This is a genomic window from Pseudomonas sp. NBRC 111140 (assembly GCF_001320885.1).
In the GTDB taxonomy this organism is placed as follows: Bacteria; Pseudomonadota; Gammaproteobacteria; order Pseudomonadales; family Pseudomonadaceae; genus Aquipseudomonas; species Aquipseudomonas putida_P.
Map to the genome: position 1 here is coordinate 1 of NZ_BCBQ01000119.1, position 15,516 is coordinate 15,516.

At 57.5% G+C, this 15,516-nt stretch carries 11 protein-coding genes, 1 tRNA gene and 1 pseudogene; all 13 read left to right on the forward strand.

The window, feature by feature from the left end; genetic code table 11:
* Positions 1–73: pseudogene (locus APH42_RS29580) on the forward strand (elongation factor Tu); the annotation flags it as partial.
* Positions 74–127: 54 nt separating this feature from the next.
* Positions 128–203, forward strand: a tRNA-Trp gene (locus APH42_RS26030).
* Positions 204–247: 44 nt separating this feature from the next.
* Positions 248–616 (forward strand): preprotein translocase subunit SecE, encoded by a 369-nt coding sequence (gene secE, locus APH42_RS26035; protein WP_003257081.1) that lies wholly within the window; start codon positions 248–250, stop codon positions 614–616.
* 9 nt (positions 617–625) lie between these two features.
* On the forward strand, positions 626–1,159 hold the full coding sequence (nusG, locus tag APH42_RS26040) for a transcription termination/antitermination protein NusG (RefSeq protein WP_003255501.1): 534 nt from the start codon (positions 626–628) through the stop codon (positions 1,157–1,159).
* Positions 1,160–1,278: 119 nt separating this feature from the next.
* Positions 1,279–1,710, forward strand: a complete 432-nt coding sequence (rplK, locus tag APH42_RS26045; protein ID WP_003255500.1) for a 50S ribosomal protein L11 — start codon at positions 1,279–1,281, stop codon at positions 1,708–1,710.
* The gene (gene rplA / locus APH42_RS26050; protein WP_012270232.1) at positions 1,710–2,405 is read left to right on the forward strand and encodes a 50S ribosomal protein L1; all 696 of its coding nucleotides are present in this window, start codon (positions 1,710–1,712) and stop codon (positions 2,403–2,405) included. The genes rplK and rplA overlap by 1 nt, the downstream gene beginning before the upstream one ends.
* A 197-nt stretch (positions 2,406–2,602) precedes the next feature.
* A complete protein-coding gene (rplJ, locus tag APH42_RS26055) occupies positions 2,603–3,103 on the forward strand; it encodes a 50S ribosomal protein L10 (protein WP_003255497.1) in 501 nt (166 codons plus the stop codon).
* Between the two features lie 77 nt (positions 3,104–3,180).
* Positions 3,181–3,546, forward strand: a complete 366-nt coding sequence (rplL, locus tag APH42_RS26060; RefSeq protein ID WP_003255496.1) for a 50S ribosomal protein L7/L12 — start codon at positions 3,181–3,183, stop codon at positions 3,544–3,546.
* Between the two features lie 219 nt (positions 3,547–3,765).
* A complete protein-coding gene (gene rpoB, locus APH42_RS26065) occupies positions 3,766–7,839 on the forward strand; it encodes a DNA-directed RNA polymerase subunit beta (protein WP_012270233.1) in 4,074 nt (1,357 codons plus the stop codon).
* Between the two features lie 64 nt (positions 7,840–7,903).
* Positions 7,904–12,103, forward strand: a complete 4,200-nt coding sequence (rpoC, locus tag APH42_RS26070; protein WP_012270234.1) for a DNA-directed RNA polymerase subunit beta' — start codon at positions 7,904–7,906, stop codon at positions 12,101–12,103.
* A gap of 211 nt (positions 12,104–12,314) precedes the next feature.
* Positions 12,315–12,686, forward strand: a complete 372-nt coding sequence (rpsL, locus tag APH42_RS26075; protein ID WP_003255492.1) for a 30S ribosomal protein S12 — start codon at positions 12,315–12,317, stop codon at positions 12,684–12,686.
* 106 nt (positions 12,687–12,792) lie between these two features.
* The gene (gene rpsG / locus APH42_RS26080; RefSeq protein WP_003246741.1) at positions 12,793–13,263 is read left to right on the forward strand and encodes a 30S ribosomal protein S7; all 471 of its coding nucleotides are present in this window, start codon (positions 12,793–12,795) and stop codon (positions 13,261–13,263) included.
* A 30-nt stretch (positions 13,264–13,293) separates the two neighbouring features.
* Positions 13,294–15,438: an elongation factor G gene (gene fusA / locus APH42_RS26085; RefSeq protein ID WP_012270236.1), complete on the forward strand. Its 2,145-nt coding sequence runs from the start codon at positions 13,294–13,296 to the stop codon at positions 15,436–15,438.
* Positions 15,439–15,516 lie beyond the last annotated feature (78 nt).

The window sequence follows — 15,516 nt, forward strand, 5'->3', positions numbered from 1 at the left end:
TGGTCTGCGCTTCGCAATCCGTGAAGGCGGTCGTACCGTCGGCGCCGGTGTCGTAGCAAAAATTATTGAATAAGTAGTTGATTTACTTGATCAGGCCGGTATAATTGCCGGCCTGATACAGCGTTACAGGTCAGTAGCTCAATTGGCAGAGCGACGGTCTCCAAAACCGTAGGTTGGGGGTTCGATTCCCTCCTGACCTGCCATTTCACTTCGGTGTGATGGCTTTCTTCTTACAGGATCCTCCTCGATGACTCCCAAAACTGAAGCCCAAGAATCGCGTTTTGATCTGTTCAAGTGGCTCGCTGTAGTGGCTTTGGTGGTTGTTGGTGTTGTGGGTAATCAATACTACTCCGCCTCTCCAATCCTGTATCGCGTTCTCGCACTTCTCGTCCTGGCTGCTGTCGCGGGCTTTGTAGCTCTGCAGACTGCGAAGGGCAAGTCGTTCTTTGCGCTTGCGAAGGAAGCTCGTACCGAGATTCGTAAAGTCGTGTGGCCGACCCGCCAGGAAACCACCCAGACCACGCTGATTGTCGTGGCTGTTGTGCTGGTTATGGCACTGCTGCTGTGGGGTCTTGATTCCCTGCTCGGCTGGGCGGTCTCCTTGATCGTTGGCTAAAGGTGTCCCGTGGCTAAGCGTTGGTATGTTGTGCATGCTTACTCGGGTTACGAGAAGCATGTAATGCGCTCCCTGATTGAGCGCGTCAAGCTGGCTGGCATGGAAGACGGTTTCGGCGAGATCCTGGTTCCGACCGAAGAAGTCGTCGAAATGCGCAACGGCCAGAAGCGCAAGAGTGAGCGTAAATTCTTCCCTGGCTATGTATTGGTCCAGATGGAGATGAACGAAGGGACTTGGCACTTGGTCAAGGATACCCCTCGTGTGATGGGCTTTATCGGTGGTACTGCAGATAAGCCTGCGCCGATCACTGATAAAGAAGCTGAGGCTATCCTGCGTCGTGTTGCCGACGGCAGCGACAAGCCGAAGCCGAAGACGCTGTTCGAGCCAGGTGAAGTGGTTCGAGTCATTGACGGTCCGTTCGCTGACTTCAATGGTAGTGTCGAAGAGGTTAACTACGAAAAGAGCCGCCTGCAGGTTGCAGTGCTCATTTTCGGTCGCTCTACTCCGGTGGAGCTCGAGTTCAGCCAGGTCGAAAAGGTCTAGGCGGACGAAGCATCCCAAACCCCGCAGCCCTGTGTGTTGCGGGGTTTTGTCGTCACTGGGATAAAACGCAAGTCATCCGGGGAGCCATCAGGCGTTTGTACCCGATTTTGGAGTAGCTCATGGCTAAGAAGATTCAGGCTTACATCAAGCTGCAAGTTAAGGCCGGCCAGGCCAACCCAAGCCCACCCGTTGGTCCAGCACTGGGTCAACATGGTGTGAACATCATGGAATTCTGCAAGGCCTTCAACGCCCGTACTCAGGGTCAAGAAGCCGGCCTGCCGACTCCAGTGATCATCACTGTCTACAGCGACCGTAGCTTCACCTTCGAGACCAAGAGCACCCCTGCCTCGGTTCTGCTGAAGAAAGCTGCTGGCCTGACCAGTGGTTCGGCTCGTCCGAACACCGTTAAAGTCGGTACCGTTACCCGTGCTCAGCTGGAAGACATCGCCAAAGCTAAACAGGCTGATCTGACTGCCGCTGACCTGGATGCTGCTGTACGCACCATCGCTGGCTCTGCCCGCAGCATGGGCCTGAACGTGGAGGGTGTGTAATGGCTAAGCTGACCAAGCGCCAAAAGGCAATCGCCGAAAAAATCGAAGCAGGCAAGTCCTACAACTTCGAAGAAGCGGCAACTCTGCTGGCTTCGCTGCCTGCTGCCAAGTTCGTCGAGTCCTACGACATCGCCGTTAACCTCGGTGTTGACCCGCGTAAATCCGACCAGGTCGTACGTAGCGCTACTGTGCTGCCACACGGCACTGGTAAGACCGTTCGCGTTGCTGTTTTCACCCAGGGTCCAGCTGCTGAAGCCGCTCTGGCTGCCGGCGCTGACCGTGTAGGTATGGACGATCTGGCTGCCGAAATGAAAGCCGGCGACCTGAACTATGACGTCGTCATCGCATCGCCTGATGCCATGCGCGTTGTAGGTCAACTGGGTCAGGTTCTGGGTCCTCGCGGCCTGATGCCTAACCCGAAAGTTGGTACCGTTAGCCCAGACGTAGCCACTGCCGTGAAAAACGCCAAGGCTGGTCAGGTTCGCTACCGTACCGACAAAAACGGTATCATCCACACTTCCGTTGGCAAGGTCGGCTTTGAAGCTGGCAAGCTGAAGGAAAACGTTGAGGCCCTGATCGCTGATCTGAAGCGTATCAAGCCAGCTTCTTCGAAAGGTATCTACGTCAAGCGCGTTACCCTGAGCACCACCATGGGCCCAGGTCTGGTCATCGATCAGAGCTCGCTGAACGTGTAAGAACATGGCGGCGCGACCAGTCGCGCCGCCAGCAAAAATTGGGGTCCCTGCCTGGCGGGGGCTATCCAAGACCGTAGGCGGCGCAAGCCTTAAAACACCAGCCCACGCAGATGGTGCTCCCGATTCGTTACCGAATCAGACACCAAAACGACATCCGGCTTCGGCCAGATGAAACGGTAAAAACCAGGAGTAAACCCGTGGCAATTAAACTCGAAGACAAGAAGGCCATCGTCGCTGAAGTCAACGAGGCTGCCAAAGTCGCTCTGTCCGCTGTCGTGGCCGATGCCCGTGGTGTGACTGTAAGCGCAATGACCGGACTCCGTAAAGAGGCCCGCGAAGCTGGCGTTTACGTACGTGTTGTACGTAACACCCTGCTCAAGCGCGCTGTTGAAGGCACCGAATTTTCGATCCTCAACGACGCGTTCAAAGGCCCGACCCTGATTGCTTTCTCCAACGAACACCCGGGCGCTGCTGCTCGTCTGTTCAAAGAGTTCGCCAAGGGTCAGGACAAGTTCGAGATCAAGGCAGCTGCGTTTGACGGCAATTTCATTGCAGCGAACCAGATCGACGTGTTGGCTACCCTGCCGACCCGCGACGAAGCTATTGCACGACTGATGAGCGTTATCCAAGGCGCCACCAGCAAGCTGGCTCGTACTCTGGCAGCCATTCGCGACCAGAAAGAAGCTACCGCTGCCTAAGGCACGCGAACTCTTTCAAAATCATACGTTTAATTTGATGGCTGCGTAGGCTGTCACCCCAATACAGGATTTAAGTCATGTCTCTGACTAACGAACAAATCATCGAAGCAATCGGCCAGAAAACCGTTCTGGAAGTTGTTGAGCTGATCAAAGCAATGGAAGAAACCTTCGGCGTTACCGCTGCTGTTGCCGCTGCTGGCCCAGCTGCTGCTGCTGCCGTTGTTGAAGAGCAGACCGAGTTCAACGTTGTTCTGGTTGAAGCCGGCGACAAGAAAGTGAACGTGATCAAAGCCGTTCGCGAACTGACCGGTCTGGGCCTGAAAGAAGCCAAAGAGAAAGTCGATGGCGCTCCTCAGGTAGTAGCTGAAGGCGTTTCGAAAGAAGCCGCTGAAGACGCTAAGAAGAAGCTGGAAGAAGCAGGCGCCAAAGTCGAGCTGAAGTAATCTCGACTGTGCGATGCCAGCCTGAGCGTTGAGCGAAGGCTGATGGCTGGTGGCTTATGCCACCGGCCTTTTTCCGTTATTGGTGGCCGGTCAGGCCGGTCCCGATAACGAGCTGCAAGACACCCATGTGGGTGGCGCAAACCAAGGGGTTTGCACGATTTTCTGGCTGCTCCCGCCGGGAGAAGCCAAACAAGCAGGTGACCAAGCTGGGGAACGCTGATGGCTTACTCATACACTGAGAAAAAACGTATCCGCAAGGACTTTAGCAAGTTGCCGGACGTTATGGATGTGCCTTACCTCCTGGCCATCCAGCTGGATTCGTATCGCGAATTCCTGCAAGCGGGAGCATCCAAGGATCACTTCCGCGACGTCGGCCTGCACGCGGCCTTCAAATCGGTATTCCCGATCATCAGCTACTCCGGCAATGCTGCCCTGGAGTACGTAGGCTATCGCCTGGGCGAGCCCGCCTTCGATGTGAAGGAATGTGTCCTGCGTGGCGTGACCTTCGCGGTCCCACTGCGGGTCAAGGTGCGCCTGATCATCTTCGACAAGGAATCGTCGAACAAAGCGATCAAGGACATCAAAGAGCAAGAAGTCTACATGGGTGAAATCCCCCTGATGACTGAGAACGGTACCTTCGTTATCAACGGTACCGAGCGTGTGATCGTTTCCCAGCTGCACCGTTCGCCTGGTGTGTTCTTCGACCACGACCGTGGCAAGACTCACAGCTCCGGCAAGCTGCTGTACTCCGCTCGCATCATCCCTTACCGCGGCTCCTGGCTGGACTTCGAGTTCGACCCGAAGGACTGCGTGTTCGTGCGTATCGACCGTCGCCGCAAACTGCCGGCCTCGGTGCTTCTGCGCGCCCTGGGTTACAGCACTGAAGAAGTGCTGAACACCTTCTATACCACCAACGTGTTCCACATTTCCGGCGAGAAACTCAGCCTGGAACTGGTGCCGCAGCGTCTGCGTGGTGAAGTTGCAGTCATGGACATCCATGACGAAACCGGCAAAGTCATCGTTGAGCAAGGCCGTCGTATCACCGCGCGCCACATCAACCAGCTCGAAAAAGCCGGCGTCAAGCAGCTGGACGTTCCAATGGAATACGTCCTGGGTCGCACTACCGCCAAGGCTATCGTGCATCCGGCTACCGGCGAGATCCTCGCTGAATGCAACACCGAGATGACCACCGAACTGCTGATCAAGGTCGCCAAGGCGCAGGTTGTCCGTATCGAGACCCTGTACACCAACGACATTGATTGCGGTCCGTTCATCTCCGACACCCTGAAGATCGACACCACCAGCAACCAGCTGGAAGCTCTGGTCGAAATCTACCGCATGATGCGTCCAGGCGAGCCGCCAACCAAGGATGCAGCCGAGACCCTGTTCAACAACCTGTTCTTCAGCGCCGAGCGTTACGACCTGTCGGCCGTAGGCCGCATGAAGTTCAACCGTCGTATCGGTCGTACCGAGATCGAAGGTTCGGGCGTGCTGAGCAAGGAAGACATCGTCGAGGTCCTGAAGACCCTGGTCGATATCCGTAACGGCAAGGGCATCGTCGACGACATCGACCACCTGGGTAACCGTCGCGTACGTTGCGTCGGCGAAATGGCTGAAAACCAGTTCCGTGTTGGCCTGGTGCGCGTCGAGCGTGCGGTCAAGGAACGTCTGTCGATGGCAGAAAGCGAAGGCCTGATGCCGCAAGACCTGATCAACGCCAAGCCGGTTGCGGCGGCGGTGAAAGAGTTCTTCGGTTCCAGCCAGCTGTCCCAGTTCATGGACCAGAACAACCCGCTCTCCGAGATCACCCACAAGCGCCGCGTTTCCGCACTCGGCCCTGGCGGTCTGACCCGTGAGCGTGCCGGCTTCGAAGTCCGTGACGTACACCCGACCCACTACGGCCGTGTGTGCCCGATCGAGACCCCTGAAGGTCCGAACATCGGCCTGATCAACTCCCTGGCGGCCTATGCCCGCACCAACCAGTACGGCTTCCTGGAAAGCCCGTACCGCGTGGTGAAGGAAGGCGTTGTCAGCGACGACATCGTGTTCCTGTCGGCCATTGAAGAAGCGGATCACGTCATCGCCCAGGCTTCGGCCGCGATGAACGAGAAGAAGCAACTGATCGATGAGCTGGTAGCTGTTCGTCACCTCAACGAATTCACCGTCAAGGCGCCGGAAGACGTCACCCTGATGGACGTTTCGCCGAAGCAGGTTGTTTCTGTTGCTGCGTCGCTGATTCCGTTCCTTGAGCACGACGACGCCAACCGTGCATTGATGGGCTCGAACATGCAGCGTCAGGCTGTACCGACCCTGCGTGCTGACAAGCCGCTGGTAGGTACCGGCATGGAGCGCAACGTTGCCCGTGACTCCGGTGTCTGCGTGGTTGCTCGCCGCGGTGGTGTGATCGATTCGGTCGACGCCAGCCGTATCGTTGTTCGCGTTAACGACGACGAGGTGGAAACCGGTGAAGCAGGTGTAGATATCTACAACCTGACCAAATACACCCGTTCGAACCAGAACACCTGCATCAACCAGCGTCCGCTGGTGAGCAAGGGTGACAAGGTTCAGCGTAGCGACATCATGGCCGACGGCCCGTCCACCGACATGGGTGAGCTGGCACTGGGTCAGAACATGCGCATCGCGTTCATGGCGTGGAACGGCTTCAACTTCGAAGACTCCATCTGCCTGTCCGAGCGTGTGGTTCAGGAAGACCGCTTCACCACCATCCACATTCAGGAACTGACCTGTGTGGCGCGTGACACCAAGCTTGGCCCAGAGGAAATCACTGCGGACATCCCGAACGTGGGTGAAGCTGCACTGAACAAGCTGGACGAAGCCGGTATCGTTTACGTAGGTGCTGAAGTCGGCGCTGGCGACATCCTGGTCGGCAAAGTCACGCCAAAAGGCGAAACCCAGCTGACTCCGGAAGAAAAACTGCTGCGCGCAATCTTCGGTGAGAAGGCCAGCGACGTTAAGGACACCTCCCTGCGTGTGCCAACCGGCACCAAGGGTACTGTCATCGACGTACAGGTCTTCACCCGTGATGGCGTCGAGCGCGACAGCCGCGCCCTGGCCATCGAGAAGATGCAGCTGGACGAGATCCGCAAGGACCTCAACGAAGAGTTCCGCATCGTCGAAGGTGCAACCTTCGAGCGTCTGCGTTCTGCCCTGAACGGCCAGGTGGTCGACGGTGGCGCGGGCCTGAAGAAAGGCACCGTGATCACTGACGAAGTGCTGGACGGTCTGGAGCACGGCCAGTGGTTCAAGCTGCGCATGGCTGAAGATGCACTGAACGAGCAGCTGGAAAAGGCTCAGCAGTACATCGTCGACCGTCGCCGTCTGCTGGACGACAAGTTCGAAGACAAGAAGCGCAAGCTGCAGCAGGGCGATGACCTGGCGCCGGGCGTACTGAAGATCGTCAAGGTTTACCTGGCAATCCGCCGTCGCATCCAGCCGGGTGACAAGATGGCCGGTCGTCACGGTAACAAAGGTGTTGTCTCGGTAATCATGCCGGTAGAAGACATGCCGCACGATGCCAACGGTACTCCGGTTGACGTCGTACTGAACCCGCTGGGCGTACCTTCGCGTATGAACGTTGGTCAGATCCTTGAAACCCACCTGGGCCTGGCGGCCAAGGGCCTGGGGGAGAAGATCGACCGCATGCTCGAAGAGCAGCGCAAAGCCGCTGAGCTGCGCGTGTTCCTGACCGAGGTCTACAACGAGATCGGCGGTCGTCAGGAAAACCTCGACGAGTTCACCGACGAAGAGATCCTGGCCCTGGCCAACAACCTGAAGAAAGGCGTGCCTATGGCTACCCCGGTCTTCGATGGTGCCAAGGAACGCGAGATCAAGGCCATGCTGAAGCTGGCCGACCTGCCAGAGAGCGGCCAGATGGTGCTGTTCGATGGCCGTACCGGCAACAAGTTCGAGCGCCCTGTGACCGTTGGTTACATGTACATGCTCAAGCTGAACCACTTGGTGGACGACAAGATGCACGCGCGTTCCACTGGTTCCTACAGCCTGGTTACCCAGCAGCCGCTGGGTGGTAAGGCGCAGTTCGGTGGTCAGCGTTTCGGGGAGATGGAAGTGTGGGCGCTGGAAGCATACGGCGCGGCATACACCCTGCAAGAAATGCTCACAGTGAAGTCGGACGACGTGAACGGCCGTACCAAGATGTACAAGAACATCGTGGATGGCGATCACCGTATGGAGCCGGGCATGCCCGAGTCCTTCAACGTGTTGATCAAAGAGATCCGTTCGCTCGGTATCGATATCGATCTGGAAACCGAATAACACGTGACGCGAAGGGGAGTGGGGCAGGTAATGCCCGCTCCCTGCTCCGCCAGGAGGAAAGGCCTTGAAAGACCTACTGAATTTGCTGAAAAACCAGGGTCAAGTCGAAGAGTTCGACGCCATCCGTATCGGTCTGGCGTCGCCTGAAATGATCCGTTCGTGGTCGTTCGGTGAAGTTAAGAAGCCGGAAACCATCAACTACCGTACGTTCAAGCCTGAGCGCGACGGCCTGTTCTGCGCCAAGATCTTTGGCCCAGTCAAGGACTACGAGTGCCTGTGCGGCAAGTACAAGCGCCTCAAGCACCGCGGTGTGATCTGCGAGAAGTGCGGCGTTGAAGTTGCCTTGGCGAAGGTTCGTCGTGAGCGCATGGCGCACATCGAACTGGCCTCGCCAGTTGCTCACATCTGGTTCCTGAAATCGCTGCCGTCCCGTATCGGCTTGCTGATGGACATGACCCTGCGTGACATCGAGCGCGTGCTCTACTTCGAGAGCTATGTCGTTATCGATCCGGGCATGACCACCCTGGAGAAGGGCCAGCTGCTGAACGATGAGCAGTACTTCGAAGCGCTGGAAGAGTTCGGTGACGACTTCGACGCCCGCATGGGTGCCGAGGCTGTCCGCGAGCTGCTGCACGCTATCGACCTGGAGCACGAGATTGGCCGCCTGCGCGAAGAAATTCCGCAGACCAACTCGGAAACCAAGATCAAGAAGCTGTCCAAGCGCCTGAAGCTGATGGAAGCTTTCCAGGGCTCGGGCAACCTGCCTGAGTGGATGGTCCTGACCGTCCTGCCAGTGCTGCCGCCGGATCTGCGTCCGCTGGTACCGCTGGATGGTGGCCGCTTCGCGACCTCCGACCTGAACGACCTGTATCGTCGGGTGATCAACCGTAACAACCGTCTGAAGCGCCTGCTGGATCTGTCGGCGCCAGACATCATCGTGCGCAACGAAAAGCGCATGCTGCAGGAAGCGGTCGACGCCCTGCTGGACAACGGCCGTCGCGGTCGCGCCATCACTGGCTCGAACAAGCGTCCGCTGAAGTCCCTGGCTGACATGATCAAAGGTAAGCAAGGTCGTTTCCGTCAGAACTTGCTCGGTAAGCGCGTGGACTACTCCGGTCGTTCGGTAATTACCGTAGGCCCGACCCTGCGTCTGCACCAGTGCGGTCTGCCGAAGAAGATGGCCCTCGAGCTGTTCAAGCCGTTCATTTTCGGCAAGCTTGAAATGCGTGGTCTGGCGACCACCATCAAGGCTGCCAAGAAGATGGTCGAGCGCGAGCTGCCAGAGGTGTGGGACGTTCTCGCCGAAGTGATTCGCGAACACCCCGTACTGCTCAACCGTGCACCAACACTGCACCGTCTGGGTATCCAGGCCTTTGAGCCGGTACTGATCGAAGGTAAGGCTATTCAGCTGCACCCGCTGGTCTGTGCCGCGTACAACGCCGACTTCGACGGTGACCAGATGGCTGTTCACGTGCCGCTGACGCTGGAAGCCCAGCTCGAAGCGCGCGCGCTGATGATGTCGACCAACAACATCCTGTCGCCAGCCAACGGTGAGCCAATCATCGTTCCGTCGCAGGACGTTGTACTGGGTCTTTACTACATGACCCGTGAAGCCATCAACGCCAAGGGTGAAGGTCGCGTATTTGCCGACCTGCAGGAAGTCGACCGCGTATTCCGCGCCGGCGAGGCTGCCTTGCACGCGAAAATCAAGGTTCGTATCAACGAAACCGTGAAAGATCGTGATGGCAGCGTGACCAAGAACACCCGCATCGTCGACACCACCGTTGGCCGTGCGCTGCTGTTCCAGGTTGTACCGGCAGGTCTGCCGTACGACGTGGTCAACCAGCCGATGAAGAAGAAAGCGATCTCCAAGCTGATCAACCAGTGCTACCGCGTGGTGGGTCTGAAAGAGACCGTCATCTTCGCTGACCAACTGATGTACACCGGTTTCGCTTACTCCACCATCTCTGGCGTGTCCATTGGTGTGAACGACTTTGTCATCCCTGATGAGAAAGCGCGCATCATCAACAGCGCTACCGATGAAGTGAAGGAAATCGAGAGCCAGTACGCTTCCGGCCTGGTAACCCAGGGCGAGAAGTACAACAAAGTCATCGACTTGTGGTCCAAGGCGAACGACGAAGTGTCCAAGGCGATGATGGCCAACCTCTCGAAAGAGAAGGTCATCGACCGCGAGGGCAAGGAAGTCGAGCAAGAGTCCTTCAACTCGATGTACATGATGGCTGACTCGGGTGCGCGGGGTTCTGCGGCCCAGATCCGTCAGCTGGCCGGTATGCGTGGTCTGATGGCCAAGCCGGACGGCTCGATCATCGAGACGCCGATCACTGCGAACTTCCGTGAAGGTCTGAGCGTACTTCAGTACTTCATCTCGACTCACGGTGCTCGTAAGGGTCTGGCGGATACCGCCTTGAAGACTGCTAACTCCGGTTACCTGACTCGTCGTCTGGTAGACGTGGCGCAAGACCTGGTCGTGACCGAGATCGACTGCGGCACCGACCATGGCCTGCTGATGACTCCGCACATCGAAGGCGGTGACGTTGTAGAGCCGCTGGGTGAGCGTGTACTGGGTCGTGTAATCGCCCGTGACGTATTCAAGCCAGGTACCGAAGATGTCATCGTTCCAGCCGGTACGCTGGTCGACGAGCAGTGGGTCGAATTCATCGAGCTGAACAGCATCGACGAAGTTATCGTACGCTCGCCGATCAACTGCGAAACCCGCTACGGCATCTGCGCCAAGTGCTACGGTCGTGACCTGGCGCGTGGTCACCAGGTGAACATCGGTGAAGCTGTCGGCGTTATCGCTGCGCAGTCGATCGGTGAGCCGGGTACCCAGCTGACCATGCGTACGTTCCACATCGGTGGTGCTGCAAGCCGTACTTCGGCAGCTGACAGCGTCCAGGTTAAGAACGGCGGTATGGTGCGTCTGCACAACCTGAAGCAGGTTGAGCGTGCCGACGGCAACTTGGTTGCTGTATCGCGTTCCGGTGAGTTGGCCATCGCCGACGAATTCGGTCGTGAGCGTGAGCGTTACAAGCTGCCTTACGGTGCGGTGATTTCGGTCAAGGAAGGTGAAAAGGTCGAAGCTGGCGCCATCGTCGCCAAGTGGGACCCGCACACCCACCCGATCGTTACCGAGCTGAAAGGTACCGTGACCTTCGTGGGCATGGAAGAAAACATCACCATCAAGCGTCAGACCGATGAGCTGACCGGCTTGACCAACATTGAAGTACTGGACGTCAAGGATCGCCCTGCCGCAGGCAAGGAAATCCGTCCGGCAATCAAGATGGTCGATGCCAATGGCAAGGATCTGTACCTGCCTGGTACCGACGTACCGGCTCAGTACTTCCTGCCAGCCAACGCCCTCGTTGGTGTGGCTGACGGTGCCCAGATCGGTGTTGGTGACGTTATCGCGCGTATCCCGCAAGAAACGTCGAAGACCCGTGACATCACCGGTGGTCTGCCGCGCGTTGCCGACTTGTTCGAAGCGCGCCGTCCGAAAGAAGCCTCGATTCTGGCTGAAGTCAGCGGCACCATCGCATTCGGTAAAGAGACCAAGGGCAAGCGTCGCCTGGTAATCACTCCGACCGACGGTAGCGATCCGTACGAAGAGCTGATTCCGAAGTGGCGCCACCTGAACGTCTTCGAAGGTGAGCAGGTAAACCGCGGTGAAGTTATCTCCGACGGCCCGAGCGATCCGCACGACATCCTGCGTCTGCTGGGTGTGAGCGCGCTGGCGAAGTACATCGTCAACGAGATCCAGGACGTTTACCGTCTGCAAGGCGTGAAGATCAACGACAAGCACATCGAGACCATCCTGCGTCAGATGCTGCGCAAGGTCGAGATCTCCGAGTCGGGCGATTCCAGCTTCATCAAGGGCGACCAGATGGAACTGACTCACGTACTGGTCGAGAACGAGCGTCTCGCCGGCGAGGACAAGTTCATCTCGAAGTTCACTCGCGTGCTGCTGGGTATCACCAAGGCGTCGCTGTCGACCGAATCGTTCATCTCCGCGGCTTCCTTCCAGGAAACCACCCGCGTACTGACCGAAGCGGCGGTAACCGGCAAGCGCGATTACCTGCGCGGCCTGAAAGAGAACGTGGTCGTGGGTCGTCTGATCCCGGCTGGTACTGGTCTGGCCTACCACAGCGAGCGCAAGCGTCGCCGTGATGCCGACAAGCCGCTGCGCGTAAGTGCCAGTGAGGTGGAAGCCGCACTGACCGAAGCGCTGAATTCCAGCGGTAACTAAGTACAGGGCAGGGCCCCGACCAGCCTCGAACGGGCATCGGCGACATAAAATGTTGCCGATGATCGGGCGGGGTTGGTCGGGGCCTCGTCTTGACTGGGTGCAAGATCCTCTTTAGACTTTTGTACCCTTAAATTTGGTGAGGCTCCGTCTCGCCAATTTTTGGCTTTCTTGCAAGACAATAGAGTCGCAAGACAATCAGTGGAGCTAGTAGATGGCAACTATCAACCAGCTGGTACGTCAGCCGCGTAAGCGTTCGGTCGAGAAGTCCGACGTTCCTGCGCTGCAGAACTGCCCGCAACGTCGTGGCGTGTGCACCCGTGTGTACACCACCACGCCGAAAAAACCTAACTCGGCACTGCGTAAAGTATGCCGTGTGCGTCTGACCAACGGTTTCGAGGTTTCCTCGTACATCGGTGGTGAAGGCCACAACCTGCAAGAGCACAGCGTCGTCCTGATCCGTGGCGGCCGTGTAAAAGACTTGCCAGGTGTTCGTTACCACACCGTTCGCGGCTCTCTGGATACTTCGGGCGTTAAAGGCCGTAACCAGGGTCGTTCGAAGTACGGTACCAAGCGTCCGAAGTAATCGGCCGTTTGCAGACATCCATTTTTTTGAGTCGATAAGAGTAAGGTCGGGCAGGGGTCGAAGACCCACGTCCCGGGCTAACCTGAAGACCGTTTGAGGGCTTATCATGCCAAGACGTCGTGTAGCAGCAAAACGTGAGATCCTTGACGATCCGAAGTACGGATCCCAGATCCTCGCCAAGTTCATGAACCACGTGATGGAAAGCGGCAAGAAGGCCGTAGCCGAGCGCATCGTTTACGGTGCCCTGGATACCGTCAAAGCACGCAAGAACAGCGACCCCCTGGAAATCTTCGAGAAAGCTCTCGACGCCATCGCTCCGCTGGTCGAAGTTAAGTCCCGTCGTGTAGGCGGTGCTACTTACCAGGTTCCGGTTGAAGTTCGTCCATCCCGTCGTAACGCTCTGGCAATGCGCTGGCTCGTAGACTACGCCCGCAAGCGCGGCGAGAAGTCGATGGCTCTGCGTTTGGCCGGCGAACTGCTGGATGCTGCCGAAGGCAAGGGTGCTGCAGTCAAGAAGCGTGAAGACGTTCACCGTATGGCTGAAGCCAACAAAGCGTTCTCGCACTACCGCTTCTAATTCAAGCATCAATCATTTTGCGAGGGCTTTATGGCTCGTACTACAGCAATTAACCGCTACCGTAACATTGGTATCTGTGCCCACGTTGACGCGGGCAAGACCACCACTACCGAGCGGATCCTGTTCTACACAGGTCTGAGCCACAAAATGGGCGAGGTGCATGACGGCGCCGCGACCACCGACTGGATGGTGCAGGAGCAGGAGCGGGGTATCACCATTACCTCCGCTGCCGTTACCACCTTCTGGAAAGGCTCCGTTGGTCAGTATGACAACTACCGTGTAAACGTCATCGACACCCCCGGCCACGTTGACTTCACCATTGAAGTAGAGCGTTCGCTGCGCGTACTCGACGGCGCGGTCGTTGTGTTCTGCGGTACCTCCGGTGTTGAGCCTCAGTCCGAAACCGTATGGCGTCAGGCCAACAAATACGGCGTTCCACGTGTTGTTTACGTGAACAAGATGGACCGTGCCGGTGCAAACTTCCTGCGCGTCGTAGGTCAGATCAAGAACCGTCTGGGTCACACCCCGGTTCCTGTTCAGCTGGCCATCGGTTCGGAAGATAACTTCCAGGGTCAGGTCGACCTGATCAAGATGAAGGCTATCTACTGGAACGACGACGACAAGGGCACCACCTATCGCGAGGAAGAAATTCCTGCCGATATGCTGGAGCTGGCTCAAGAGTGGCGCTCCAACATGGTTGAAGCGGCTGCCGAGTCCAGCGAAGAGCTGATGAACAAGTACCTGGAAGGCGAAGAGCTGACCGTCGAAGAGATCAAGGCCGGTCTGCGCGCGCGCACCCTGGCCAGCGAAATCGTACCGGCCGTCTGCGGTTCGTCGTTCAAGAACAAGGGCGTTCCCCTGGTTCTCGACGCCGTCATCGACTACCTGCCTGCTCCGACCGAGATCCCTGCAATCCAGGGTATCAACCCGGACGACAAAGAGCTGGACAAAGAAGATCCGGCTGTTCGTAAAGACGTGCGTCACGCTGACGACGACGAGCCGTTCTCGGCTCTGGCGTTCAAGATCGCGACTGACCCGTTCGTGGGTACTCTGACCTTCGTTCGCGTCTACTCGGGCGTTCTGACCTCTGGTGACTCGGTCATCAACTCGGTCAAAGGCAAGAAAGAGCGCGTTGGCCGTATGGTGCAGATGCACGCCAACCAGCGTGAAGAGATCAAGGAAGTGCGCGCTGGCGACATCGCCGCACTGATCGGTATGAAGGATGTGACCACGGGCGAAACCCTGTGCAACGCCGACAAGCCAATCATTCTTGAGCGTATGGACTTCCCTGAGCCGGTTATTTCGCTCTCCGTAGAGCCGAAAACCAAGGCTGACCAGGAGAAGATGGGTATTGCACTGGGCAAGCTGGCCCAGGAAGACCCGTCGTTCCGCGTCAAGACCGACGAAGAGACTGGCCAGACCATCATCTCGGGCATGGGTGAGCTGCACTTGGACATCCTCGTTGATCGCATGAAGCGCGAATTCAACGTCGAAGCCAACATCGGCAAGCCGCAGGTTTCGTACCGCGAGAAGATCACCAAGTCCAACGTCGAGATCGAAGGCAAGTTCGTTCGTCAGTCGGGCGGTCGTGGTCAGTTCGGTCACTGCTGGATCCGTTTCTCGGAGCCAGAAGTCGACGAGAAAGGCAACATCACCGAAGGTCTGGTGTTCTCCAACGAAGTCGTTGGTGGTGTAATTCCTAAGGAATTCATCGCCCCGATCCAGAAGGGTATCGAAGAGCAGATGAAGAACGGCGTTGTTGCCGGCTATCCTCTGATCGGCCTGAAGGCCGCGGTATTCGACGGTTCGTACCACGACGTCGACTCCAACGAAATGGCGTTCAAGATCGCTGCTTCGATGGCGACCAAACAGCTGGCCACTAAAGGCGGCGGTGTGGTTCTCGAGCCGATCATGAAGGTCGAAGTTGTAACCCCGGAAGACTACCTGGGTGACGTGATGGGTGACCTGAACCGTCGTCGTGGTCTGGTCCAGGGTATGGATGAATCGGTCTCTGGCCGTGTCGTCCGTGCTGAAGTACCGCTCGGAGAAATGTTCGGTTACGCAACCGACGTTCGTTCCATGTCTCAGGGTCGCGCAAGCTACTCCATGGAATTCTCCAAATACGCCGAAGCTCCGTCGAACATCGTCGAAGCACTCGTTAAAAAACAAGGCTAATCCCCTTTAGGCAAGAGGTTCACTGTCGTGGCTAAAGAAAAATTTGATCGTTCCCTTCCCCACGTTAACGTCGGCACC

Excerpts from the sequence above, each read along its gene's own strand:
- secE (WP_003257081.1), top strand. The coding sequence starts at position 248 with ATGACTCCCAAAACTGAAGCCCAAGAATCGCGTTTTGATCTGTTCAAG.
- rplK (WP_003255500.1), top strand. The coding sequence starts at position 1,279 with ATGGCTAAGAAGATTCAGGCTTACATCAAGCTGCAAGTTAAGGCCGGC.
- rplA (WP_012270232.1), top strand. The coding sequence starts at position 1,710 with ATGGCTAAGCTGACCAAGCGCCAAAAGGCAATCGCCGAAAAAATCGAA.
- rplL (WP_003255496.1), top strand. The coding sequence starts at position 3,181 with ATGTCTCTGACTAACGAACAAATCATCGAAGCAATCGGCCAGAAAACC.
- rpoB (WP_012270233.1), top strand. The coding sequence starts at position 3,766 with ATGGCTTACTCATACACTGAGAAAAAACGTATCCGCAAGGACTTTAGC.
- rpsL (WP_003255492.1), top strand. The coding sequence starts at position 12,315 with ATGGCAACTATCAACCAGCTGGTACGTCAGCCGCGTAAGCGTTCGGTC.
- rpsG (WP_003246741.1), top strand. The coding sequence starts at position 12,793 with ATGCCAAGACGTCGTGTAGCAGCAAAACGTGAGATCCTTGACGATCCG.
- fusA (WP_012270236.1), top strand. The coding sequence starts at position 13,294 with ATGGCTCGTACTACAGCAATTAACCGCTACCGTAACATTGGTATCTGT.